21 protein-coding genes are annotated in these 24,865 nt (G+C 71.6%); 16 read left to right on the forward strand and 5 right to left on the reverse strand.

Going from position 1 to position 24,865, the window contains the following annotated elements:
* Nucleotides 1-45 precede the first annotated feature (45 nt).
* Entirely contained in the window at nt 46-495 is a 450-nt protein-coding gene (locus AC0HS0_RS08015; RefSeq protein ID WP_472962988.1) for an SRPBCC family protein, read from the forward strand.
* A 121-nt stretch (nt 496-616) separates the two neighbouring features.
* Complete coding sequence (locus tag AC0HS0_RS08020) at nt 617-1,453, forward strand: alpha/beta fold hydrolase (RefSeq protein WP_472962990.1); 837 nt, start codon at nt 617-619, stop codon at nt 1,451-1,453.
* A gap of 48 nt (nt 1,454-1,501) precedes the next feature.
* On the opposite strand, the gene AC0HS0_RS08025 is transcribed toward AC0HS0_RS08020, so the two are convergent.
* The gene (locus tag AC0HS0_RS08025; protein WP_472962991.1) at nt 1,502-1,861 is read right to left on the reverse strand and encodes a nuclear transport factor 2 family protein; all 360 of its coding nucleotides are present in this window, start codon (nt 1,859-1,861) and stop codon (nt 1,502-1,504) included.
* Nucleotides 1,862-1,915: 54 nt separating this feature from the next.
* Between AC0HS0_RS08025 and AC0HS0_RS08030 the strand changes: the two genes are divergently transcribed.
* From AC0HS0_RS08030 to araA, 5 genes are all read left to right on the forward strand, one after another.
* The gene (locus tag AC0HS0_RS08030; protein ID WP_472962992.1) at nt 1,916-2,320 is read left to right on the forward strand and encodes an NUDIX hydrolase; all 405 of its coding nucleotides are present in this window, start codon (nt 1,916-1,918) and stop codon (nt 2,318-2,320) included.
* An 89-nt stretch (nt 2,321-2,409) separates the two neighbouring features.
* Nucleotides 2,410-3,411: a LacI family DNA-binding transcriptional regulator gene (locus AC0HS0_RS08035; protein WP_472962994.1), complete on the forward strand. Its 1,002-nt coding sequence runs from the start codon at nt 2,410-2,412 to the stop codon at nt 3,409-3,411.
* 164 nt (nt 3,412-3,575) lie between these two features.
* Complete coding sequence (locus tag AC0HS0_RS08040; protein ID WP_472962996.1) at nt 3,576-5,207, forward strand: xylulokinase; 1,632 nt, start codon at nt 3,576-3,578, stop codon at nt 5,205-5,207.
* The gene (locus AC0HS0_RS08045; protein ID WP_472962997.1) at nt 5,204-5,908 is read left to right on the forward strand and encodes an L-ribulose-5-phosphate 4-epimerase; all 705 of its coding nucleotides are present in this window, start codon (nt 5,204-5,206) and stop codon (nt 5,906-5,908) included. Before AC0HS0_RS08040 ends, AC0HS0_RS08045 begins: the two co-directional genes overlap by 4 nt.
* Nucleotides 5,908-7,425, forward strand: coding sequence for an L-arabinose isomerase (gene araA / locus AC0HS0_RS08050; protein WP_472962998.1), 1,518 nt, complete (start codon nt 5,908-5,910; stop codon nt 7,423-7,425). Before AC0HS0_RS08045 ends, araA begins: the two co-directional genes overlap by 1 nt.
* Nucleotides 7,426-7,566: 141 nt before the next feature.
* On the opposite strand, the gene AC0HS0_RS08055 is transcribed toward araA, so the two are convergent.
* Nucleotides 7,567-8,391 carry a MerR family transcriptional regulator gene (locus tag AC0HS0_RS08055; RefSeq protein ID WP_472962999.1) on the reverse strand — a complete coding sequence of 275 codons (825 nt, stop codon included), beginning with the start codon at nt 8,389-8,391 and terminating at the stop codon, nt 7,567-7,569.
* Nucleotides 8,392-8,451: 60 nt separating this feature from the next.
* Between AC0HS0_RS08055 and AC0HS0_RS08060 the strand changes: the two genes are divergently transcribed.
* Both AC0HS0_RS08060 and AC0HS0_RS08065 read left to right on the forward strand, forming a co-directional pair.
* On the forward strand, nt 8,452-9,402 hold the full coding sequence (locus tag AC0HS0_RS08060) for an alpha/beta hydrolase-fold protein (RefSeq protein WP_472963000.1): 951 nt from the start codon (nt 8,452-8,454) through the stop codon (nt 9,400-9,402).
* Nucleotides 9,403-9,517: 115 nt separating this feature from the next.
* A complete protein-coding gene (locus AC0HS0_RS08065) occupies nt 9,518-10,357 on the forward strand; it encodes an SDR family oxidoreductase (RefSeq protein WP_472963544.1) in 840 nt (279 codons plus the stop codon).
* Between the two features lie 82 nt (nt 10,358-10,439).
* Here AC0HS0_RS08065 and AC0HS0_RS08070 read toward each other — a convergent pair whose 3' ends face one another.
* The 3 genes from AC0HS0_RS08070 to AC0HS0_RS08080 are packed head-to-tail and all read right to left on the reverse strand — an operon-like array spanning nt 10,440 to nt 14,578.
* A complete protein-coding gene (locus AC0HS0_RS08070) occupies nt 10,440-12,122 on the reverse strand; it encodes a phospholipase C (protein WP_472963002.1) in 1,683 nt (560 codons plus the stop codon).
* A gap of 48 nt (nt 12,123-12,170) precedes the next feature.
* A complete protein-coding gene (gene efeB, locus AC0HS0_RS08075; protein WP_472963004.1) occupies nt 12,171-13,406 on the reverse strand; it encodes an iron uptake transporter deferrochelatase/peroxidase subunit in 1,236 nt (411 codons plus the stop codon).
* Nucleotides 13,403-14,578, reverse strand: a complete 1,176-nt coding sequence (locus AC0HS0_RS08080; RefSeq protein ID WP_472963005.1) for an imelysin family protein — start codon at nt 14,576-14,578, stop codon at nt 13,403-13,405. Before AC0HS0_RS08080 ends, efeB begins: the two co-directional genes overlap by 4 nt.
* 307 nt (nt 14,579-14,885) lie before the next feature.
* Here AC0HS0_RS08080 and AC0HS0_RS08085 point away from each other — a divergent pair, with 307 nt between their 5' ends.
* The 7 genes from AC0HS0_RS08085 to AC0HS0_RS08115 all read left to right on the forward strand — a co-directional run bounded on the left by AC0HS0_RS08085 (nt 14,886) and on the right by AC0HS0_RS08115 (nt 24,860).
* Entirely contained in the window at nt 14,886-15,452 is a 567-nt protein-coding gene (locus tag AC0HS0_RS08085) for a hypothetical protein (protein WP_472963006.1), read from the forward strand.
* Nucleotides 15,453-15,468: 16 nt separating this feature from the next.
* A complete protein-coding gene (locus tag AC0HS0_RS08090; protein WP_472963546.1) occupies nt 15,469-16,239 on the forward strand; it encodes a lytic transglycosylase domain-containing protein in 771 nt (256 codons plus the stop codon).
* A complete protein-coding gene (locus tag AC0HS0_RS08095) occupies nt 16,236-17,963 on the forward strand; it encodes a protein kinase domain-containing protein (RefSeq protein WP_472963007.1) in 1,728 nt (575 codons plus the stop codon). The genes AC0HS0_RS08090 and AC0HS0_RS08095 overlap by 4 nt, the downstream gene beginning before the upstream one ends.
* A 176-nt stretch (nt 17,964-18,139) precedes the next feature.
* Complete coding sequence (gene pstC / locus AC0HS0_RS08100) at nt 18,140-19,183, forward strand: phosphate ABC transporter permease subunit PstC (protein WP_472963008.1); 1,044 nt, start codon at nt 18,140-18,142, stop codon at nt 19,181-19,183.
* Nucleotides 19,184-19,190: 7 nt separating this feature from the next.
* Nucleotides 19,191-20,495, forward strand: coding sequence for a phosphate ABC transporter permease PstA (pstA, locus tag AC0HS0_RS08105; protein ID WP_472963009.1), 1,305 nt, complete (start codon nt 19,191-19,193; stop codon nt 20,493-20,495).
* Nucleotides 20,492-22,138, forward strand: a complete 1,647-nt coding sequence (pstS, locus tag AC0HS0_RS08110; RefSeq protein ID WP_472963010.1) for a phosphate ABC transporter substrate-binding protein PstS — start codon at nt 20,492-20,494, stop codon at nt 22,136-22,138. Before pstA ends, pstS begins: the two co-directional genes overlap by 4 nt.
* Before the next feature lie 211 nt (nt 22,139-22,349).
* A complete protein-coding gene (locus AC0HS0_RS08115) occupies nt 22,350-24,860 on the forward strand; it encodes a hypothetical protein (RefSeq protein WP_472963011.1) in 2,511 nt (836 codons plus the stop codon).
* The last annotated feature ends 5 nt before the right edge of the window (nt 24,861-24,865 follow it).

The following is a 24,865-nucleotide window of genomic DNA, read 5'->3' on the forward strand; positions in this document are numbered from 1 at the left end:
TCGCCCGGTCACAGCCCGATCATGCCATGCCGCTAAGGTGTGCGCATGGCCGGAACCGTCATCGTCGAGCGCACCGACACGATCCGTGCGCCTCAGCAGGCCCTGCTGCCGCTCATCGCCGAGCTCCCGAGCTGGGTGGAGTGGTCGCCGTGGGAGGGCACCGACCCCGCCATGAGCCGGGAGTACACCGGCACGCCCGGCACAGTCGGCTCCACCTACAGCTGGAACGGCAACCGCAAGGCCGGGGCCGGCAGCATGCGGATCGAGGACGTGCAGCACGACGGCGTCAGCATCGACCTGGTCTTCACACGCCCGTTCCGGTCGCACAGCCTCATCCGGTTCTCGCTCACGGTGGAGGGCGAGGGAACCCGCGTCATCTGGCGGATGGAGAGTCCCAAGACGTTCTTCAGCCGCATCTTCAACCTCGACAGGCTCGTCGGCGGCGACTTCGAGAAGGGCCTACGGCAACTGAAGCAGGTCGCGGAGGATCGTTAGCCCACCGTTCGGCAGAACGTCCTAGACAGGAACGTGGAGCCCGCGAGACGCTGTCGGAGTCAGCAGACGAACCGAACGGTCGTGCCGTCGTGCTCGGTGCGACATGAACCTGGAGACTGAGATGGCTTTCGTGACCACGGATGACGGCGCAGAGATCTTCTACAAGGACTGGGGCAGCCACGACGCTCAGCCCATCATGTTCCACCACGGCTGGCCCCTGTCCTCCGATGACTGGGACGCCCAGATGCTGTACTTCCTCGCAAAGGGCTATCGGGTGATCGCCAGTGATCGGCGGGGCCACGGCAGGTCGTCGCAGATCGGCACGGGCCACGACATGGACCACTACGCCAGCGACGCATCAGCGGTCGTCGAGCATCTCGATCTGCGCAACGCCGTCCACATCGGTCATTCGACCGGCGGTGGCCAGGTCGCGCGCTACGTCGCCCAGTACGGAGAACCCCAGGGGCGCGTCGCCAAAGCGGTACTCGTCTCCGCGGTGCCGCCCCTGATGGTGCAGACCGACGCCAACCCGGAAGGCACCCCGATCTCGGTGTTCGACGGGTTCCGCGACGCGTTGGCCGCGAACAGGGCCGAGTTCTTCCAGGGTGTGGCCGCGGGTCCGTTCTACGGGTTCAACCGCCCTGGCGCCACCGTCTCCGAGCCGGTGGTCGCCAACTGGTGGCGTCAAGGGATGATGGGCAGCGCGCTCGCCCACTACGAGGGCATCAAAGCCTTCTCCGAGACGGACCAGACGGAGGACCTGAAGGCGATCTCCGTGCCGGTGCTGGTCATGCAGGGCGATGACGACCAGATCGTGCCGTACAAGGATGCGTCGCTGAAGCAGGCTGAGCTCCTCCCGAACTCGACCCTCAAGATCTACGAGGGCTACCCGCACGGAATGCTGACGACCCACGCCGACGTCATCAACCCCGACCTCCTCGCGTTCATCCAGCAGTGATCGCCCTTCCGGCCGGCGGCGCACCTGGGCATGACCCGGGTGCGCCGTCTAGGCCGCCAGGTACGTCCCGTGCCCTCGGGCGATCCGTTCCCCGTCGAACTCGAGCACCTCGCAGACGACTCCGCCGCTCTGGTTGCGGTAGCGGATGACGATGGTGCTCGCGCCGACGTAATGGTCGAGCACCTCGAACCGGAGGTCGGGCAACGCGGCCAGCCCCGCCGTCCAGTACGTGCGCAGCGCGTCCTTGCCGCGAGCCACCCATTCGCTGCCGGGCAGCAAACGCTCCGCGAGCGGAGACGTGAAGACGACGTCGTCGGTGTAGTGGCCGAGGAGGGCCTCCAGGTCGTGGGCGTTCCAGTCGGCAAGCCACTGCTCGACGAAGCGGTGGGCGAAGTCGGCACTGATCATCCCCACAGCATGGCATCGCGGGTGGTGCGCGTGCGCCATCGGTAGCGTGGAGGCATGACCTTGCCTCCCCTGCTGGTGTCGGCCATCGCGCTCGTGCGCGACCGACGGGTGCTCATGGTGACTGCGCGCGGGCGGGAGGTCCACTACATGCCGGGCGGCAAGATCGACGCGGGCGAGTCGGCGGCGGAAGCCGCGGCCAGGGAGGCGCGCGAGGAGGTGTCGCTTGTCCTCGATCCCGCCGATCTCGTCGAGCTCTTCGAGGTGCGTGCGCTGGCGCACGGCGAGCCCGACGGTCGGATGGTGCACATGGCGGTCTTCCGCGCCGAGACCGATGCGGAGCCGCAGGCGTCGGCCGAAGTGGGCGCGCTCCACTGGGTCACCACCGTCGACGCCGATCGCTGCCCGCCCGCCGGCCGTGCGGTCCTCGAGCGCCTCGCTGCGCTCGACCTCATCGACTGACGCGACCGACTGACGCGCCCGACTGACGCCGAGGGGCACGGGCGCGTCCGCGATGAGGGCTCCGGGAGGGCGGCCGTTAGGGTGTGGATGTGAGTGAGAGCGGGCGGGCGCCAGGCGTGCGCGAGGTCGCGGCGGCGGCCGGCGTGTCGCGCCAGACCGTGTCGCGCGTGCTCAACGAGCACCCGAGCATCCGCCCGGAGACGCGAGAGCGCGTTCTGAACGCGATGGCCGCCCTCAACTTCCGGCCCAACCGCGCCGCCCGCATGCTGACCACGGCACGCTCACGCACCATCGGGGTGCTCGCCGCGTCCGCGTCGTCGCTCTTCGGCCCGGCCTCGAGCATCGACGCGGTCGAGCAGGCCGGCCGGGAGGCCGGCTACTTCGTGACGGTCGCGCACGCGGCCTCCCTCGACCGCGCCGAGCTCGCGGCAGCCATCGACCACCTCGGCGCGCAGTCCGTGGAGGGCGTCGTGGTGATCGCCCCGCAGCGAGCGGTGCAGGATGCCATGGCCGCGCTGTCGCTGTCCGTCCCGTCGGTGACACTGCACGGAGCAGGCGTGGCCGGAGACGAGGGCGTGTTCGTCGACCAGTTCGAGGGCGGCCGCATCGCCAGCCGCCATCTGCTCGACCGCGGGCACACGCGCATCGCGCACCTGAGCGGGCCCGGCGACTGGTCGGAGGCTCGCGCCCGGCGTGACGGATTCGTCGCCGAGCTCACGGCCGCCGGGCTGGAGGCCGCGGTGTCGCGGGAGGGCGACTGGACGGCCGCCTCCGGTGCGGCCATCGGCGCCGAGCTGCTCGCGCGCCCGGACGCCCCCACCGCGATCTTCTCGTCGAACGACCAGATGGCGCTCGGCGTGCTGCACGCATCCCGGCAGCTCGGGCTCCGGGTGCCGGAGGATCTTGCGCTCGTCGGGTTCGACGACATCCCCGAGGCCGCCTTCTTCGCGCCGCCGCTGACGACTGTGCGGCAGGACTTCCCCGAGCTGGGCCGCCGCTGTGTCGCGCGGCTCGTGGCGCTGATCGAGGGCCGCGAGCTCGCTTTCGCCGCGCCTGTGGCGCCCGTGCTGGTGGTCCGCGACTCCGCCTGATCGGTCTTCAGGGCCGCCGAAGGGCACGCAAACGCCCTTTCCGGCGCGCTTGAGGGGCGTTTACGTGCCCCTCGACGGTGGGAGGCGCGCACGTGACCTCCGACGCCTGCGCGTGTATGCTCGTTCCCAGCAATGTGACCGGTCACAAGGAAGTGGGAACGACCATGGCAGCCGACTCCGCCACCCGATGGCACGACGCGATCCTCTCCGGCCGCACCGCGCTCGGCATCGAGTTCGGCTCGACCCGCATCAAGGCGTGCCTGGTCGACGCCGGCGACCCCGCGACCGTACTGGCCGTCGGCGCCCACGACTGGGAGAACCAGTTCGTCGACCGGATCTGGACCTACTCCCTCGACGCCGTGTGGTCCGGATTGCAGGCCGCCTACGCCGACCTCCTCGCCGACGCCGAGCGCCGCCACGGCGCAGCGCCGCAGACCTTCGGCGCGATCGGCGTCTCCGCGATGATGCACGGCTACCTCGCATTCGACGCCGACGGCGAGCTGCTGGTGCCGTTCCGCACGTGGCGCAACACCACCACCGGCGCCGCGAGCGCCGAGCTGAGCGAGCTGTTCGGCGTCAACATCCCGCTGCGTTGGTCGATCGCGCACCTCCACCAGGCCGTGATCGACGGCGAGGAGCACCTGGCCCGGCTGCACTCGATCACCACGCTCGCCGGGTACGTGCACTGGCGGCTCACCGGTCGCCGGGTGCTCGGGGTCGGCGACGCGTCCGGCATGTTCCCGATCGACGCGACGACGGCCACCTACGACGCCGACCTGGTCGCCCGCTACGACGCGCTCGCACACACGCGCACCGACCTCCCCGCACTCGCCGACCTCCTCCCCGAGGTGCTCGTCGCCGGCCGCCCCGCGGGCGAGCTCACCGCCGAGGGCGCCGCCTTGCTCGACCCGACCGGTGCGCTCCGGCCCGGCATCCCCCTCTGCCCTCCGGAGGGCGACGCCGGCACCGGAATGGTCGCGACGAACTCCGTCGCCCCGCGCACCGGCAACGTCAGCGCGGGCACCAGCATCTTCGCGATGGTCGTCCTGGAGCGTCCGCTCGAGCAGGTGCACCACGAGCTCGACCTGGTCACCACCCCGGCCGGCGACCCGGTCGCGATGGTGCACTGCAACAACGGCGCGAGCGAGCTGTCTGCCTGGGCGTCGCTGTTCGGACGGTTCGCGGAGGCCGCCGGAACCCCGGTCGCGCCCGACGCCGTCTTCGAGACGCTGTTCCGGGAGGCTCTCACCGGCGAGTCCGACGCCGGAGGCCTCCTCGCCTACAACTACCTCGCCGGCGAGCCGATCACCGGTCTCGAGGAGGGCCGCCCGCTGGTGGTCCGCACCCCGGACAGCCGGCTGACCCTCGGCAACTTCGTGCGCGCCCAGCTCTACGGCGTATTCGGCACGCTCGCCCTCGGGATGCGCGTGCTCGACGGTGAGGGCGTCGCCCTCGACCGGATGTTCGCGCACGGCGGCATGTTCCGCACCGCGGGGGTCGCCCAGCGCTTCCTCGCCGGCGCCCTCGACGCCCCGGTCTCGGTCGCCGAGACCGCGTCGGAGGGTGGGGCCTGGGGCATCGCGGTGCTCGCCGCCTACCTCCCCGCGGCGCAGGACGGAGTGACGCTCGACCGCTACCTGCACCGTGACGTGTTCGGCGGATTCGTCTTCGAGACGACCGAGCCGCACCGCGATGACGTCGCCGGCTTCGCCGCCCACCTCGACCGGTACCGCGACGGCCTCGCCGCCGAGCGCGCCGCCGTCGAGTCGATCGCTCTGAAGGGAGCCGCCCGATGACCACCGACCTCGAGACCCCCGCGGTCCGCCGCGTGCGCGAGCAGGTCGCCGAGCTGCACGCCGAGCTGGTGCGCTACGGCCTCGTCGTCTGGACCGGCGGCAACGTCTCCGGGCGCGTCCCCGGTGAGGACCTGTTCGTCATCAAGCCGAGCGGCGTCGACTACGACCACCTCGCGCCGGAGAACATGATCCTCTGCACCCTCGACGGCGCGGTCGTGCCCGGCTCGCTCGGCTCCGAGCGCTCACCCTCCAGCGACACCGCGGCGCACGCGTACGTCTATCGCCACCTCCCGGAGGTCGGTGGCGTCGTGCACACCCACTCCACCTACGCCACGGCCTGGGCCGCGCGCGCCGAGTCCATCCCGTGCGTCATCACCGCGATGGCCGACGAGTTCGGCGGCGAGATCCCGGTCGGCCCGTTCGCGATCATCGGCGACGACTCGATCGGCCGTGGCATCGTCGCGACGCTGCAGGGCCACCGCAGCCGCGCGGTGCTCATGCAGAACCACGGCGTCTTCACGATCGGGCGCGACGCCCGCGACGCCGTCAAGGCAGCGGTGATGGCGGAGGACGTCGCCCGAACCGTGCACATCGCCCGTCAGGGCGGCCCGCTCGTCCCCCTCCCGCAGGAGGCCATCGACAGCCTCTTCGACCGCTACCAGAACGTCTACGGACAGAACCCGGAAGGATCCCTCTCCTGATGCCGAAGCTCTCCAACTCACTCGACGGCTACGAGGTCTGGTTCCTCACCGGAAGCCAGCACCTGTACGGCCCCGAGACGCTAGCGCAGGTCGCCGAGCAGTCCCGCACGATCGCCGACCAGCTCGCCGCGTCCTCCGACGTGCCGGTGCGTGTCGTCTGGAAGCCCGTCCTCACCGACTCCGACGCGATCCGCCGTACGGCGCTGGAGGCCAACGCCGACGACGCCGTGATCGGCCTCGTCGCCTGGATGCACACCTTCAGCCCCGCCAAGATGTGGATCGCCGGCCTCGACGCCCTTCAGAAGCCGCTGCTGCACTTCCACACGCAGGCGAACGTCGAGCTGCCCTGGGGTGAGATCGACTTCGACTTCATGAACCTCAACCAGGCCGCGCACGGCGACCGCGAGTTCGGGTACATCCAGACGCGGCTGGGCGTCCCTCGCACGACCGTTGTCGGCCATGTCAGCGACCCGGCCGTGACCTCCCGCATCGGCACCTGGACGCGCGCAGCCGCGGGCTGGGCGGCGACGCGCTCGCTCAAGCTCGCGCGCTTCGGCGACAACATGCGCTTCGTCGCGGTCACCGAGGGCGACAAGACCGAGGCCGAGCTGCGGTTCGGGGTTCAGGTGAACACCTGGGGCGTCAACGAGCTGGCCGACGCCGTCGCCGCGGCGTCCTCCACCGACGTCGACGCTCTGGTGGCCGAGTACGAGGACCTGTACGACGTCGTACCCGAGCTCCGCCGAGGCGGTGACCGTCACCAGTCGCTGCGCGACGGCGCCGCGATCGAGCTGGGGCTGCGCTCGTTCCTCGAGGAGGGCGGCTTCGGCGCCTTCACCACCAGCTTCGAGGACCTCGGCGCGCTGAAGCAGCTCCCCGGCCTGGCCGTGCAGCGCCTCATGGCCGAGGGCTACGGCTTCGGCGCCGAGGGCGACTGGAAGACCGCGATCCTGGTACGCGCCGCGAACATCATGGGGGCGGGCCTCCCGGGCGGTGCGTCGCTCATGGAGGACTACACGTACGACCTGACGCCCGGCGACGAGCGCATCCTCGGCGCACACATGCTCGAGGTCGCGCCCTCGCTCACCTCCGCGAAGCCGACCCTCGAGGTGCACCCGCTCGGCATCGGCGGCAAGGACGACCCGGTGCGGCTGGTCTTCACGGCCGACCCCGGTCCCGCCGTCGTGGTGGCGCTCTCCGACATGCGCGACCGGTTCCGGCTGGTCGCCAACGTCGTGGAGGTCGTGGAGCCGTCGGCCCCGCTGCCCAAGCTCCCGGTCGGTCGCGCCGTGTGGAAGCCGGCTCCGGACTTCCGCACGTCGGCCACTGCGTGGCTGGAGGCCGGCGCGGCCCACCACACCGTGATGAGCACCGCGGTCGGCATCCAGGCGTTCGAGGACTTCGCGCGCATGGCCCGCACCGAGCTGCTGATCATCGACGACGACACCACCCTGCGCGCGTTCTCGCGCGAGCTCGACTGGAACGCCGCCTACTACCGCCTCGCGCGCGGCATCTAGCCGCGCCTCCACTCCCGGCCGCCGGCATGTCATCGGCGTCGGCGGCCGGGTCCCACTTCTCGTCGCGCGCAGGCCGCCGAGACGGCGCATTCTCTGCCGTCTCGGCGGTGTCGTGCCGAATTCGCGCCGTGTCGGCGACCCTCAGGAGGCGCGCTCGACGGGAGCCTGCAGCTCGGTGATCCAGTCGGGGCCGGGGGTGTGGCCGGTGGCCTGCACGTAGACCTCGCGGGTCGGGCCGACGATGCGGTAGCCGTCGTCCACGAGGCGCTCGGTGAGCGCCATCCAGGAGTCGCCGATGCCGGACATGTCGCCGTGGTGGCGCAGGGTCGCCGCGACTGGGACCGCCGGGAGTTCGACGACCTCGTAGCCATCGCCGGGCTGCGGCGGGGTCTCGGCCGGGTACGAGATGTGCACCTCCAGCCGCTCGTCGTCGCGCGCTTCGTACCAGAACACCGAGGGCTCGAGGATCGGCCGGCCCGCGGCCTCCAGCGCCGCATCGAGCGAGCCGATGAGCGGCCCGACCATCGGGCCGACCAGCTCGGGACCCATCCCGGGCGCGGTGCCGCTGACGGCGTAGACGGTGAGCGCCTCCAGGGGGCGGTATTCGACGGGTGTGGACATGGTCTCCGTTCCTTCCAGTATGCGGAGGCGCCGCTCGAGGCGGTCGAGCCGGGTGCGGTCGTCGGCGATCCCCGCCTCCAGCTCGGCGCGGCGTTGCCGCAGCGCCGCCGTGAGGGCGGGGCGCGGGTCGGCCGAGGCGAGCACGGCGGCGATGGCGTCGAGCCCGATCCCGAGCTGGCGCAGCTCGACGATCAGCAGCAGGTCTGCCAGCTGCGTGTCAGAGTAGTGGCGGTAACCGCTGCGCTCGTCGACGCGCGCCGGAAGCAGCAGGCCGATCGCGTCGTAGTGCCGCAGCATCCGGACGCTGATCCTCCCGATCGCGGCGAATTCTCCGATTGTGTACATGATGGTGACCACGCTTCAGCCTGACACGGTGTGAGGGTCAAGCCCCACTAGGGTGAGCGCATGGACGACGCGTCTGCACCGGGACCGCCGACGCCGGAGGCCGCCCCGCCGCGCGGGCGCACCGTCGCCCGCCGCACGCTGATCGGCACGGGCATCGGCGTCGCCGCTCTCGGCCTCCTCGGCGCCGGAGCAGCCGTCGCGGTGGAGGAGCGGATCCTGCCGGGCCGCTCGAAGCTCCATCAGCTGCTCGGGCTGAACGGTGAGCCGGGCCGCATCCCCTCGACGACGCCCGGGCCGGAGGTCTCCGGTTCGTTCGTCTCGGCGGCGCGTCTCGGCACGACGTGCGGGTGGACCGTGAGTTACCCGCCGGGGGCGAAGCCGGGCGACGCCCTCCCCGTGCTGGTCGCACTCCACGGCTACGGCGGCGACCACCGCTCCGCGTTCGGAAGCGGGCTCGGACTCGACCGCTTTCTCGCCCAGGCCGTCGAGCGTGGCTCGCGGCCGTTCGCCGTCGCGTCCGTCGACGGCGGCAACACCTATTGGCACAAGCGATCGACCGGGGAGGACGCGGGCGCGATGGTGACCGACGAGTTCATCCCGGTGCTCGCGCAGGCCGGGCTCGACACGTCGAAGGTCGCGCTCTTCGGGTGGTCGATGGGAGGCTACGGCGCCCTCCACCTCGGCGGCCTGCTCGGCGCCGCCCGGGTCGCGTCGGTCGTGGCCGAGAGCCCCGCGATCTGGCACACCGCAACAGAGGCCGCCCACGGCGCGTTCGACGGCGCAGCCGACTTCGCCGCGAACACGCCGTTCGGCCGCGAGGCCGCGCTGGCCGGTATTCCGCTCCGCGTCGACTGCGGAACCGGCGACGGCTTCTGCCCGAACGCGCAGGACTATGTCGCCGGCCTCCACCCGCACCCCGCCGGAGGCTTCCCTCCCGGCGGCCACAATCTCGACTTCTGGAGGCGCGAGGCTCCCGCCCAGCTCGCCTTCGCCGCGGGCCACTTCGCCTGACCGGCGCGAAGCCGTCGAGACGCCGCGGCGTCCGTAGATTGTCAGTGGACTCGGCGGTTTCTGACCGATCATGGGCGTACTCGGCGCTGGATCGAGTCGGAGGATGGAGGACGTGATGGGGATTGTCGCGGTCACGGGGGTGACGGGGACGGTCGGGCGGCTCGCGGCGGACGCGTTGTCGTACGCGGGGGTGCCGTTCCGGATGCTGGCACGCTCGCCCGAACGGGCTCCGCGGTATCCGAACAGCGAGGTCGTCGCCTGCAGCTACGGCGACGCCGCCTCGGCGCGCGCGGCCCTGGAGGGCGTCGACACCCTCCTCATGGTGTCGGCCGCCGAGAACGCCGAGCGCCTGCGCGAGCACATCACGTTCGTGGACGCCGCGGCGGCCGCGGGCGTTCAGCACATCGTCTACACGTCGTTCTTCGGCGCCGCACCCGACGCGACGTTCACCCTGGCGCGCGACCACTTCGCGACCGAGGAGCGGATCGCCGGCAGCGGCATGACGTACACGTTCCTCCGCGACAACCTGTATCTCGACTTCGTCGAGTTCATGGTGGGGGAGGACGGCGTGATCCGCGGCCCCGCCGATCACGGGCGCGCGGCGATGGTCTCCCGCGCCGATGTCGCCCGCGTCGCCGCGATCGCGGTGCAGCATCCCGAGCAGCATCGCAATGTCGCCTACGACCTCACCGGGCCGGAGGAGCTGACGATGTCGGAGGTCGCCGAGAAGCTGACCGCACACCTCGGCAGGCCGGTGTCGTTCCACGACGAGTCGGTGGAGGAGGCCTACGAGTCCCGCAAGAAATGGGACGCCCCGCAGTGGCAGTACGACGCCTGGGTCTCCACCTACACGGCCATCGCCGCGGGTGAGTTCGCCGGCGTGAGCGGCGACGTCGAGCGCGTCACCGGCCGCCGCCCGCTCTCGCTCGACGAGTACCTCGCCGGGGACCGCTGACGTCGCCAGCACATGACGAGGGGCACGTCGTTGTCACTTTCCGAGCGGAAAAGCGACGACAACGTGCCCCTCGCGAGTGGAGTTACTGCTGGTCGTCGTCGCCCTGGTCGTCGCCCCAGTGGCCGCGGGTCGGGATGACCTGTGTGACGGCTCCGGTGGTCGGGCTCAGCAGCACCTCGCGCTGCTGCGGGTGACGCCAGTCGAACAGCCCGTTCAGCGAACCGGCGCGGCTGTCGAAGGAGGCGTCGCCGATCCGGCCGGTGCTCCAGTTGTCCTCGATGAACTTCAGCGGGCTGGTCTGCTCGATCGCGGTGTGGTCCACCTTGTTCTGAGCGGCCCACGGCGAGACGACGAGGAACGGCAGGCGCTGGCTCGGGCCGCAGCGGTCGGCGTAGCCGCCGGCGACCTTCGAGACGCTGGTGCAGACCGTGGAGTCGACGGCGGCGTCGTGCGAGCCGTTGGTCACGGTCGGCGCGACGTGGTCGTACCAGCCGTCGGAGTCGTCATACGTGACGACGACCGCGGTGCTCGACCACTCCTTCGACTTCTGGAGGGCGTTGATCTCGTTGACGATGAACTTCTGCTCGTCCAGCGGGTCGGAGTAGGCGGCGTGCCCGTCCTGCGCCTCCGGAGCCTTGAGGAACGAGACGGCCGGCAGGTTGTTCGCCGACACCGCCTTGTCGAACGAGGTCAGGTCGTACTGGTGGTTGGCCTGGTCGGTGTGCCCGATGGCCTTGGTCGACGTCGGCGGCAGGTGGTGCGGGTTCGACGTGGACTTGTAGTACGAGAACGGGTTGTGGTGGGGCGAGTAGTCCTTCGGCGTCGCGCCTCCCACGTTCGCGGTGGTCGCGTCGCACTTGGCGTAGCTGCCGGCCTGGCCGTTCCACGCGGTGGTCGGCGTGAAGCCGCCCTGGAACCAGCCCCAGCTGACGCCGCGCGCGTTGAGCAGGTCACCCACGTTCTTGCCGGCCATGCCGACGAGTGCGGAGGTGGCGGTGTGGTCGCTGTCGGAGCAGTCGTCGTAGACCGGGTCGGGGTCGCCGATGACGGTGCCGACGCCGGCGGCGTTCGGCGACTGCACGGCGGTGGAGGTCGGCAGCACGGCCCCGGTCTTGGAGTCGTACGCGGTGCCGCCGTGGGTCTGGCCCGAGATCAGGTTGAGCGCGCCGGGGGTCGACGGGCCGAACCCGGTGTCCCACATGTTGTCGCTCATGGAGTAGTTCTGGGCGTAATTCCAGAGCCCGGTGACGGTGTTGCCGTCGTAGTAGTCCATGACGAGGCCCGGCTGGCCGAAAGCGCCGGTGCAGGTGTCGGTGGAGGTCTTCTGGACGAACATGTCCATCTTGCCGCCGTCGACCGCCGCCTGCTCGGCCGCGTAGCTGTGGTTCTGGTCGCAGGTGAGGGCCTGCGCCGGAGTCAGCCGCGACGGCTTGTACAGGTTGGGGTTGTTCGTGATGGTCCCGCTGGTGACGAGGGTATTCGCCTTCGGGGTGTTCGGGGCGGCGTGGAACGCCGTACCGTCGGTGTTCGCCGCGTTCGGGTAGGTGCCGAAGTAGTGGTCGAAGGAGATGTTCTCGTCGAAGATGACGACGAGGTGCTTGATCGGGGTCTGGGTCTGGTGGGAGTGGTCGGGGCCCCCGTGGCCGGGGAATGCCGACGCGGGAGCGACCGCGAGCACGCCGGCCGCCGTGAGGGTCGCCGCGCCGAGCAGCGCCAGGCCGGCCGAGGCGACCGGGTGGCTACGCAGACGAGAGAGTCTGGACATCCTGCTTCCTTCTTTTCGATGTTCGATGGGTGTTACGGGACCTCCGGCTCACGCGAGCATGCTGCGCCCGAGCCAGTCGGAGGAGTCGCGCGCTCCGGGGAGCGCGAAGTAGTAGCCGCCGCCGAACGGCTGGATGTAGTCGGTCAGCGGTTCGCCGGCCAGGCGCTTCTGCACCGCGACGAACTGGCGGTCGAGGTCCTGGTTGAAGGCGACGAAGACGAGGCCCATGTCGAGGGTCCCGTTGGAGTCGACGCCGCCGTCGTAGTTGTAGGCGCGGCGCAGCAGCCGCTGGTCGGCCGACGCCTTCGTGCGCGGGTTGGCGAGCCGGATGTGCGCGTCGAGCTGGATGACGTCGCCGGTGGGGTCGTTCTCGAAGTGCGGGTCGTCGTGTTCGGCGGAGGCCGTGAGGGGAGCGCCGGTGTCGCGGCGGCGGCCGATCATGTTCTCCTGCTCGTGCAGATTCACGCGGTCCCAGAACTCGACGAGCATCCGGATGACGCGGACGACGTGGTAGCTGCCTCCCGCGGCCCAGGCGGGTTCGCCGGAGCCGCCGCGCGTCCACACGAGCTGCTTCATCAGGGCGGCGTCGCCCGTGTCGGGGTTGCTCGTGCCGTCTTTGAAGCCCATGAGGTTGCGTGGAGTGCCGCTGGGCCGCGGCGGCGAGACGAACCCGTCCTGCCGCCAGCGCACGCCCATCCCGCCGCGGGTGGCGCGGGCGATCTCGCGGACGGCGTGGGCGACCGCGTCACGATCGTCGGCGCAGACCTGGAGGAGGAGGTCGCCGTCGCAGACCTCGCGGCGCAGGGAGTCGTCGGGGAACTCGTCCATCGTGCGCAGCTTCGCGGGCTTGGCGGAGGCCAGGCCGTAGCGTCCGTCGAACAGAGAGGCGCCGACCGAGAGCGTCACGGTCAGCCCGTCGGGGACCACGGTAGGGCCGAGCACGCCCGAGTCGCGCGGAGGTGCGGTCAGTCCGGGGTCGGGAGGCGTGCCTCCCGTGGTCAGGAACCGCGCGCGCTCGGTGATCGTGCGCAGCAGGTCGGCGAGCTCGGCCCGGGAGGCCGCGGTCACGTCGAGCGCGACGAACGCGGCCGACCGCTGCGCCGGGGTGAGGATGCCCTGCTGGTGCTCGCCGTGGAACGCGAGGGCGTCGGCGCCGGCGCGCACTGCGGCTGCGGTCGCCCCGTGCGCGGTTCCCAGCCCGGCCGTCACGCCGCCGGCCGCGGCGACACCGGCCGCCACGCCGGCGCCCGCGTGCAGGAAGTCCCGTCGTCCGATGCCCGTCACGGGTCCCTCCTCGGGTCGCAGATGGCCGCCACAGGAGCGAGCAGCTCGGCGGTCTCGCTCAGCGCGGCGTCGACGCTCTCTCGCTGGGCGGTGGTCAGGGCGGAGAGGCGCGTCCAGGTTCCGTCCGCTGCGCGGAAGCCCTCCACGAGCTTCTGGGTCGTGGCGATCGACTGCTGGGTCGCCTCCAGGTCGGGGTAGCGGGAGGCGAGGATGCCGTGCAGCGGCGCCAGCGCCTGAGTCGCGCCGGTCAGGTTGGCGTCGATCGTGGCGAGCTCGGTCCCCGATCCCGCGTCTGCCGAGCCGGCGAGCACGTCGCGGAGGGCGTCCTCCACGATCTCGTGCGCGCGGAGCCCCATGTCGCCAGGGTCGATCTGCGCGGAGGGGAACGTCGCGATCAGCTGGTCGATGTCGGCGACGAGCTGTTGCGCCGGAGCGACGGCGGCGGAGGCCGCGCCTCCGGTGAAGAGCGGAGCCTCCACGGCGTGGAAGCCCGTCAGCCCGTGGGCGGGGAGCCCGTCGATCGCGTCGCCGATGTCGCCGAAGGCGTCGTAGGCGGCGCCGAGCGTCTCATATGTGGTGTGGGCGCTGAGCCAGTCGCGGCGGGCCGCCGCTAAGTCGCCCTCCTCGGCGTCGGCCGCGACCGCGGCGGCCTGCTGGCGCAGGGCAGGGAGGCGCGAGGCGACCCAGGCGCCGTACGCCTGGGCGGCGGGGATGAGGTCCGTGCGCGTCACCGGCACGATCCCGGGGGTCAGCGCCGACCCCTTGGGCGCCGGGCCCACCGCGACCGTAGGCCCGCGGACCGGATCGGCGTCGGCCGGCAGGCAGATGAACCGGTAGCGCCCGGAGCCGAGCGTGACGCGCGCATGGGCGTGCGCACCGGCTCCGATGCTCTCCAGGTCGAGATAGACCTTCTGCGTGTCGACGGCCTGGAGGTAGACCTCGATGCCCCCGACCGTCGTGTTGCCGACATCGAAGGCGGCGGTGCCTCCCGAGGCCTTGCCTCCCGAGCCCCAGCCGTCGCCGCAGTCGTCCATCCCGGCGGTCACCGCGATCTCGTCCGACGGCGCCGCGCTCACCTGTGCAGGCCGCGTCGCCAGCGCGAGCACGATCACGACGGCGACCACAGCGGCCAGTACGCCGAAGAGCGCCGTGAGTCGGGCGCGCGTTGACATCGGCGGGAGGCCTCCTGGTCGTGGACAGGAGCGAGCCTAGGAGCCACCTGTGCGTTGCTGAACGGGGCTTCACCCGCTGTTCACCAGACCGTCACGGCGACAACCCCGAACGGGGGTGGACCGCTTGGAGAGCCCTGCGAAACGCGCGGCGGACTGATGAGAATGCCCACAGATTGGGGGTCCGACGTACACCTCTCCTTCATCTTCCGGTCGCCCCTCCGTCATCCGCGACTTCCACCTTGTTCTCGACGGTCGACCCCGAGACGCACGCCAGAGCGCCAGCGCCGTCCCCTCCCGAAGGCTGCCCATGTCCGCGACGCCGCGCATCGTGTTCTCGATGTTCCGTTCCAGCTCCGACCCCATGTTCCTGGCGTGGGCCCGGTTCCTCCAGGCGGTGGAGGCCGGCGCGCGACGCTCGGCGACCGTCGCCGCAGTGACGGTCGCACCCGGCGGTCCGTCGCGCCCGCTCGAGACGGTGCGTCGCGCGCAGCCGGTGGCACGCGCGGTGACCGAGTCCGCGCCGTGCGGGGTGTGGCGGGTGCTGGCCTCCAACAACCGTGAACTCGGCCGCAGTGCGCGTGCGTACACCTCGTTCGCGAGCGCCCGCGCGCATGTCACCGCGCTCCGGGCGTCCGTGGACGAACTGGGTGTCGTGGCGGTGAACGGCGAACACGCCGGCATGAGCGGCTGGTACGTCACGCGCAAGGGCCTCCCGGTGATCACCTGCGGGCGCTGGTACGGCGCAGCAGCGTCGGGTGCGACGGCGGCGCTCGCTGCGCTCGACGCTCTGGCACTGGCTGTCGTCGAGGATGGGCCGCGCAGACTGGAGCCGCCGCGGCGTGCGGGTGTGGCGTCGGACGACGTCGTGTGGTGATGCGGTCTCCGTCGTGATGCGGTCGGTCGGGGTCGCCGTCGGCGCCGCCGCGCTCATCGCGGTGGTGGCTGTGACGGCGCTGAGCGCTGCGCCGCCACCCGAGGGGTGGAGCATCGCGCCGACGGCATTCGATCCTGGGGCGAGCGTCGAGGGGGCGAGCGTCGGGGCGGCGCCCGGCGAGTCGCAGGTGCCGGGGCAGGCGACAGCGGTCCCGGCATCGTCGATCGCCGATCGCGTCGACCCGGGCTGGGCCGCCGATGTCGCCCGCCGCTCCGGCATCGCGGCGCGGGCGGTCCGAGCGTACTCCGGAGCGGCGATCGCCCTGGCCGGGGAGCGACCCGGCTGCCGACTCGGCTGGACAACGCTGGCCGGCCTGGCCGCGGTGGAGTCGCACCACGGCACCACGAAGGGATCGACGGTGGGCTCCGACGGTCGCGTGGTGCCCCCGATCTACGGTCCCGAGCTCGACGGCGACATCTACGACGCGGTGGCGGACACCGACGACGGGGCGCTCGACGGCGACCCGTCTGCCGACCGGGCCGTCGGGCCCTTCCAGTTCCTTCCCTCGACCTGGCGCACCTGGGGCGCGGACGGGAACGGGGACGGTGCCGCCGATCCGCAACAGCTCGACGACGCGGCGCTCGCTGCGGGGAGGATGCTGTGCTCGTACGGCGACCTGTCCCGGGTCGACCGCTGGCGCGCGGCGATCTACGGCTACAACCACGTCGACTCCTACGTGGACGCCGTGGCGGCCGCAGCCTACGCGATCGCGGCGGAGACGCGGTGACCGCGGACGGCGACGTGCCCGCGCTGGGCGGCCGCTTCGAGCTGGAGGCGCTGCTCGGCTCCGGCGCGACGGCGACCGTGTTCCGTGCGCGCGACCGGCAGGCCGACCCGGCGCGTCCCGGCAGCGGTCAGGTCGCCGTCAAGGTGCTGCACCCGCAGCTGGCCGGCACGGAGGCGCAGCGCGCGTCCTTCTACGCCGAGGCGCACGCGATGCGGAAGGTCGCGCATCCCGGAGTTCCCGCGGTCGTCGCCACGGGGGAGGACGCGGCGGAAGAGGCCGCAGGAGAGGGCGACGCGGCGGAGGAGCGCGCGTGGATCGCCTCCACCCTGGCCGCGGGCGAGACCCTCGCCGACCGCGTCGAGCGCACCGGTGCCCTGCCCGAACGCGAGGCCTTGGCGTTCGCGGCGGCTCTCCTCGACGTGCTCGTCGCCGTCCATGCGGCGGGGATCGTCCATCGGGACATCGCACCGGGCAACGTGATGATCGGGCCGGAAGGCGAGGTCGCCCTCCTCGACTTCGGGCTCGCCGACGAACCCGACCGACCGGCGACCGGCGACGACGTCCTGCGCTCCTCCCGCTCGAGCGGCGGCGTGGTCGGCAACGTCAACTATCTCTCGCCCGAGCAGGCGCTCGGCGAACCGGTGGACGAACGCGGCGACGTCTACCAGGTGGCGGGCGTGCTGCACTTCGCGCTCACCGCACGGCCGCCCTTCGCGCGCACCAGCGTCGAGCAGACGATGGCGGCGCACGTGAGCGCTCCGCCCAGCGTCCCGTCGGTGCACGACTCGCGGCTCTCGCGCGCGACCGACGATCTCGTGGTGCGCGGGCTGCTGAAGGATCCGTCTGCGCGCTACCCGTCCGCTGCCGCGATGGCGCGGGCCGTCCGGGCCGCACTCGCCGAGCCGGGAGTCGTCTCCGAGCGGACGCGCGTCCTGCCGGTCGGCGGACACACAGAGGTGCTGCCGGTGCGGCGCCGGGGCGTCGCTGTCGCGGGCGTGGCGGGCACGCAGCGACCTCCCGTGGCGCCGGCGACACCCGCTCGCATCCCCGCACCCCGCCCCAGCCGCGCGCGTCCCGGCCGCCTCGCCGCCGGCGTGCTCGCCGTGACGACAGCGGTCGTCGCGACCATCTGGCTCATCGCCTCCAGCGCGACGACCGCTCCGCCCCCGCTCGCGGCGCCGACCGCATCGGAGGCGACAGCGCCGACCGCGGCTCCCGTCGCCTCCACACGCCCCACCGCTGCGACGCACGCACCGGCGCCGCCCGAGTCCGTCACCGTTCCGGAGCTCGCGGGCGCGAGCCGCGCCGACGCCCTGGCCCGGCTCGCGGCCGCCGGCCTGAACGCAGGAGCGGTCCAGGAGCAGGACTCGACGGCGGCCGCGGGGACTGTGCTCTCGTCGAGCCCGGCGGCGGGTGCAGCGACCTCCGCGGGCACAGCGGTGGTCATCGTCGTGGCCTCGGGGTTCACGACCGTCCCGGATGTCGCCGGGCGCGCGGGTGTCGCCGCCGGCGCGGCGCTCTCCGCGGCAGGGTTCACCGTCGCCGAGCGCACGGCGGCCGACGCGACCGTGCCCGACCGCACCGTGCTCGGCACCGAGCCGGGAGCGGGCGCCCGCCTCGCGCTCGGCGCGACCGTCACCGTCGTGCTCAGCACGGCGCCCTCCACGCCGACTCCCACCCCGACTGGTCCGACGGGTACGCCGGCGCCGCCCCGGTCGCCATGAGTGCAACCGCGGTGAGCGCAGCCCGCGCACGCGCCCTCCCCCGCCGTCCCCCGCACGGGGCCCGTCCGGATGCAGCCCCTTCACATCCCCGTCGCCGGGAGTTCACCCGGTGTGTCCACGCTTTTTGCCAGGCGTGTGCGGCCCTGCCGCCGCGCCCGTGACCCGAGGTGACCCGAATGACCAGAACACTCCCCGACACGTCGGCCGCGCGCACGGCGCTGCCCGCCGACGCCGACGCCGAAGGCGGACGCCAGCGCAAGCGCTCCCTGCTCGCGCGGCCCTCCCGCTCCGACTCCGTGTTCCGCTGGGTCAGCTACTCGGCGGGCTCGGTGACGGTCGGGATCATGCTCGCCGTCGGCCTGTTCCTCGCCATCCGCGCGGGGGACGCCCTGAAGGTGACCGGCTTCTCCTTCCTCACCGAGACCCAATGGTCGCCCGAGACCCACAAGTTCGGGATTGCCGCTGTGCTCGCGGGCACGGTCACCATCGCCCTGATCGCGATGGCCGTCGCCATCCCGCTCGCGCTCGGCACCTCGCTGCTCATCTCGGAGATCGCGCCGCCGAAGCTGAAGACGCTGCTGATCAGCCTCGTCGACCTGATGGCCGCCGTCCCGAGCGTCGTCTACGGGCTCTTCGGCCTGTTCTTCCTGCAGGAGAACATCGTCCCGGTGTCCCGGTGGATCTCGTCGCACTTCGGCTGGATCCCGATCTTCGCGGTGACCGACGACAAGGGGCGCCAGCTCACAGAGGCCAGCGCCTTCACCTCCTCCGCCTTCATCGCGGGCCTGGTCGTGGCGCTGATGGTGGTGCCGACCCAGACCTCGGTCATGCGGGAGGCGTTCTCGCAGGCCCCGGCCGGAGAGCGGGAGGGCGCGTACGCACTCGGCTCGACGCGCTGGGGGATGATCCGCTCCGTCGTCCTTCCGTTCGGCCGGGGCGGCATCATCGGCGGCACGATGCTCGGGCTCGGCCGTGCGCTCGGCGAGACCATCGCGGTCTACCTGATCATCTCGCCGACCTTCGACATCAACCTCGAGATCCTCAAGACCGGCTCCAACTCGGTGTCGGCGCTGATCGCCACCCGGTACGGGGAGGCGAGCACGTTCGGCCTGTCGGCGCTGATGGCCGCCGGCCTCGTGCTCTTCCTCATGACCCTCGTCGTCAACTTCACGGCGTCCTCCATCGTGGCGCGGTCGCGCTCCGGGGCGCAGACCAGCTAGGCCCGCCATGACACTGACCGAACTCGAAGACATCACGATCGTCGCCAGGCCCGCGGAGCCGGCGTCGGCGGTCGCCGCGGACGCTCCGGCGGCCTCCGGAGGCACGGAGCTGCCGCCGGAGGATCGCGGCGAGACCGGCCCGCGCCGCGACCTGCGCCGCACCTCCGCGGAGGACCGCTTCAACCTGTGGGGAGCGCTGCTCTCGGCCGCGGCGCTGGCGCTCCTCCTGTTCGGCTGGTTCACGCCGCTGACCGGGCAGGTCGGCTGGGCGATCGTCGCCTACCTGATCTTCATCGGCCTGTACGCGCTTCTCGTTTCGCTGCGTTCGACGCGGGAGGACGTCGCCGACCGCGTGATGACCGTGCTGTTCGTGAGCGCCGGTGTGCTGCTCCTGGCCGCGCTCGTCTTCGTCGTGCTGTTCGCCCTCGCCCGCGGCTGGTCGGCCGTGCAGCACCTGAACTTCTTCACCCAGACGATGAAGTTCGCCGGCCCCCTCGACCCGCTGAGCGACGGCGGCATCCTGCACGCGATCGTCGGCACGCTCATCCAGATCGGCATCGCCCTGGCGATCACGATCCCGCTCGGCATCGCGACCGCGGTGTTCCTCAACGAGGTGGGAGGCCGTTTCGCGCGCTTCGTGCGGACGATCGCGGACGCGATGACCGCCCTCCCGTCGATCGTCGCGGGCCTGTTCGTGTACTCGGCGATCATCGTCTTCGTCACGCACCAGCGTTCGGGGTTCGCGGCGTCGCTCGCGATCAGCGTGATGATGCTGCCGATCATCATCCGGGCGTCGGACGTCGTCCTGCGGCTCGTGGCGCAGAACCTGCGCGAGGCCTCCTACGCGCTCGGCACGACGCGCTGGCGGACGGTCTGGCATGTCGTCCTGCCGACGGCCAGGTCTGGTCTGGTGACGGCCGTCATCCTCGGCACGGCGCGTGGCATCGGCGAGACCTCCCCGGTGCTGCTGACCTCGGGCATCACCGCGGAGATGAACGTCGACCCGTTCAACGGCCCGATGATCTCGCTTCCGCTGCAGGTCTTCGACTTCGTCAAGAGCCCGGAGCCGAACATGATCGCGCGCGGCTTCGGCGCCGCGGCGGTCCTCATCCTGCTCGTGCTCGCCCTGTTCTTCGTCGCGCGGCTGATCGGCGGCAGAGCGGCCGGGCAGCTCTCCGATCGCGGGCGGCGCCGTGCCGCGGCCGCCAGCAGGCGGGACGCCGAACGGATCGCGGCACTGGCGGCGCCTGTCTCTGCGACCCCTGCTTCTCCGACCCCAATCGATCCCCCGACCCCCGAGGACCACTCGTGAGCACCCGCACCTCCCGCACCCGCACCCGCCTCCTCCGCGTGGCGCTCGCCGCGGCCGCCGCCGTGCTGGCGCTCGCCGCCCCGCTCGCGCCGCAGGCGGCTGAGACCGCGCAGGCCGCGGGCTGGACGCCGATCAGCGGTACCGGCTCGACCTGGTCGCAGAACGCGCTCGACCAGTGGCGGCGCAACGTGGCCTCCAACTACGGCATGACCGTCAACTACTCCGGGACCGGCTCCTCCGCCGGCCGCCGCGACTTCATCGCGCGCACCGTCGACTTCGCCGTCAGCGAGATCCCGTTCCAGTCGAAACCCGAGGACGGCTCGGCGCCGGAGGCCCCCACCACCGGCTTCGCGTACATGCCGATCGTGGCGGGCGGCACCTCGTTCATGTACAACCTCAAGATCGGCGGCAAGCGCGTCACCAACCTGCGGCTGAGCGGCGACACGATCAGCAAGATCTTCACCGGTGTGATCACCAACTGGAAGGACCCGCAGATCCAGAAGGACAACCCGGGCCTCGCGATGCCCGACAAGCCGATCGTCCCGGTCGTGCGCTCCGACGGCTCCGGATCGACGGCGCAGTTCACGCTGTGGATGTCGAAGCAGTACTCGAGCCTGTGGAACGCCTTCTGCGGCAAGGTCGGCCGGCCGGTGCCCTGCGGGCTGACCTCGCAGTTCCCGTCGTACGGCAACTTCAAGCTGCAGAGCGGCTCGCTCGGCGTCGCAGGCTATGTGAGCCAGTCCTACGGTGAGGGCGCGATCACCTACGTGGAGTACTCGTACGCGCTCAAGTCGGGCTTCCCGGTCGCCAAGGTGCTCAACTCGGCCGGCTACTACATCGAGCCGACGGCCTCCTCCGTCGCGGTCGCCCTGCTGAAGGCGGCCATCAACAACAACGCCTCCTCGCCCGACTACCTCACTCAGATCCTCGACGGGGTCTACAACAACGCCGACCCGCGCACCTATCCGCTGTCGAGCTACTCGTACATGATCGTGCCGACCCAGGCCGGCGGAATCTTCACGACGGCGAAGGGCAAGACGCTCGGCGCGTTCAGCCATTACATGCTCTGCGAAGGCCAGCAGCAGGCCGCGACCCTCGGCTACTCGCCGTTGCCGATGAACCTCGTGCTCGCCGGGTTCGAGCAGATCAAGCGCATCCCCGGCGCCGACGCCTCGAACGTCGACGTCAACACGTGCCGCAATCCCACCTTCAAACCGGGCGACTCCCCGTCGAACAACCAGCTCGCGCTGACAGCGCCGCAGCCGGCCGCGTGCGACAAGCAGGGGCCGAACCAGTGCACCACCGGCACAGCGGGCGCCAAGGGCACCGAGACGGCGGTGACGGGCTCCGGCTCCGGCGGCAAGGCGTCGGGTGCGGCCGGTGGCAGCGGCGCCGCGACGCAGACCGGTACCGGGGCGACCGACACCGGCACCGGAACCGGATCGGGGACCGACACCTCACTCGGCGACGCCCAGCTGACGAGCGCGAACGCCGCCCGGGCGACGCCGTTCGCGCTCGCCGACGACGGCTGGGGAGGCCAGCAGACCGTCATGTTGATCGCCGGCGCCCTGCTCGTGCTCGCGATCGTCCTGCCGCCTCTGCTCTTCGGCCGCCTGCGCCGCTCCCACGGCTCCGGAGACTGAGTCTCAAGCCCTCGAGGGGCACGTCGTTGTCGCTTTTCGCACTCGAAAGCGACGACGACGTGCCCTTCGTCGTTCGAGGTGCGGGAGGGGGAATCCGGTGGAGAAGGTGCTGGCGGTGGCCCGTTCCCGGTTCGTTCATCCCGACGTCACACTCCGCCCATAGCTTGACGCCCGGCCACCAACGAGGCGGCAGTAAAACCCCTGGAGAGACATGGAATCGAGCGGTCGGCGGGTGGGGCGCGGAACGATCGCGCGCGCCCTCGCGTTCGGCGCCCTGGTGAGCATCGCGGCCACTGCCGCATTCGCCGCAGCCGGGTCGCAGGGAGGCCCCGCGAGCGCCGCCGAGTCGACCGCCGTCACGGTGACCGCGGCACAGCAGGACCCGGACGCGGCGAACGCGCCCTTCCCGGATCTCGCGGTGACCGTCTCCCAGACCTCAGACCTCATCTCGCAGGGCATCACGGTCAGCTGGACCGGCGGCAAGAAGTCGACGCCGCCCAGCGGCAACACGGGAGGCGAGAACTTCCTCCAGATCGCCCAATGCTGGGGAGAGGACCCGCAGAACCCCGGGCACCCCGACCGGACGACCTGCACGTACGGCGCCTTCAACACGCCGGGCGCGCGACGCGACGGCTCCGCGATCGACGGCTCCATCGCACCCCAGGACGAGGACTACACGGCCCCCCGCACCGGAATCTTCTCCCCTCCGTACACGTCCGTCCCGTTCCGAGGGGTCGACGGCACGATCATCGCGTCCGTCGTGGACCACAAGCAGACCGACGACAACGTCAACGTCAACCAATTCTTCAACCCCAACTCCTCCAACGAGGTGCCATGGGCCGGGTCCGGGACCAACGGCCAGGGCTCGGTGAAGTTCGAGGTGCAGACGGCGCTGCAGGCGGACGGACTCGGCTGCGGCATACCCGTCACCTCGGGATCCACCACAGCGCCCCGCTCGTGCTGGCTCGTCATCATCCCGCGCGGCACCGGAGACTCCGGCGAGCAGCACATCACCCAGTCGGGGCTGCGCTGGGACGCCTGGAAGCACAACCTCGCGGTCAAGCTGACGTTCAAGCCTCTCGGAGTGACCTGCTCCATCGGCGCGGCAGAACGTCAGCTGCGCGGCAGCGAGCTGGTCGCCGGCGCCGTCGCCTCCTGGCAACCGGTGCTCTGCACCTCGCAAGGCGGCGCGATCTACACGATGAGCAACAGCGCGGAGTCGGATGCGCTGCAGGCCGCCAACGGCACCGACGCGGCACCGCTCGCCCTCACCTCCCGAGCCTTGTCGACCGGAGACGACGACCAGCTCGAATACGCGCCCGTCGCCATCGGGGGCCTCGCCGTCGCCTTCGCGGTCGATCGATCACCGGTCGCGGACGGCTCCACCCCGCCCGAACAGTTCGACCGCACCGGTCTCTCGTTCGACTCCATGAAGCTGACCCCGCGCCTCATCGCCAAGCTGCTCACCGCCTCCTACCAAGACGCGATCCCGACCTACGTCGATCACGCCGAGCTCGGCGCCAACCCGCGCAATCTGCTCTTCGACCCCGACTTCCTCGCGGTCAACGCCGACAACCCCGACTGGAAGTACCAGGCGGTCGTCGCGCCCTCCATCGCCGACCTCCTCGTGCCGCAGGGCCGCTCCGACGCGGCCTGGCAGCTGTGGAAGTACGTCCTCGCCGACCCCGACGCGCGTGCCTTCCTCGCCGGCTCCACCGACCCGTGGGGCATGAAGGTCAACCCGAACAGCTCGACCACCGCGAAGCTGAACCCGTCCGGCTCGGCGCTCGACCTGCCGCGCGACGACTTCCCGAAGGCCGACCCGATCACCCAGCCGGCCGGCAACTCCGGCGGCGAGGTGAACCTCGTCACGTGGAGGCCGTATACGAACGACCTCGACCAAGCGGCCTACTACACACTGCGCGGCGACGGGCAGACGCTCGGGCTCTGGGACCCGACCTCCGCGCCGCCGAAGTACGGCAAGAGTGTGCGCAACCTGCCCGGCTATCAGAAGGTGCTGGCGCTCACCGACACGAGCTCGGCCGCCAGGTACCAGGTGATCACGGCCAGCCTGCAGAACGCGGCAGGGAAGTTCGTCACACCGACGCAGGCCTCCCTCACAGCCGCAGCCGCCGCCATGACGCCGGTCGCCGGGCAGCCGCAGGTGGTCGAGTACGATCCGGCGGGCGCGGGCGCGAAGTCCGCGGCCGACGCTTACCCGCTCGCGATGCCGGTCTACGCGGCCGGCAACCCCGCGCAGGGCGACGCCGCCACCCGCGCCGACTACGCGGCCTTCATCCGCTACGCGTCCACCACCGGACAGGCGCCTGGCGTGGAGGCCGGCCAGCTGCCTCCCGGCTACGCGCCGATCCCGGCGGCGTGGAAGGCGCAGGCGCTCTCGGCGGCCGCCGCGATCCAGACCGGCGCGACGGCGGAGGTCCCCGGCGGCTCGACCGACGGCGACGCGGGAGGCTCGGGCGGCGACGTCGCCTACGCTTCGGACTCGTCCGCGGGAACCGACGCCGGCATCGTGCCCGCTGACGCCTCCTCCCCGACGGCGCCGACGGCGACGGGAGACCCTGCCGGCAGCCTCAGCGCGGGCAAGACCGCCAAGGACCCCGACACCGGCGGCATCCCCGCGGTGCTGCCCGGCGGACTCGTCGGCGGTATCGCCGCGGCGACCGCCATCCCCCTCTTCGGCCGTCTGCGGAGATTCCCGTGACGGCC

This window comes from Leifsonia sp. PARNA 1/14 (assembly GCF_055720965.1).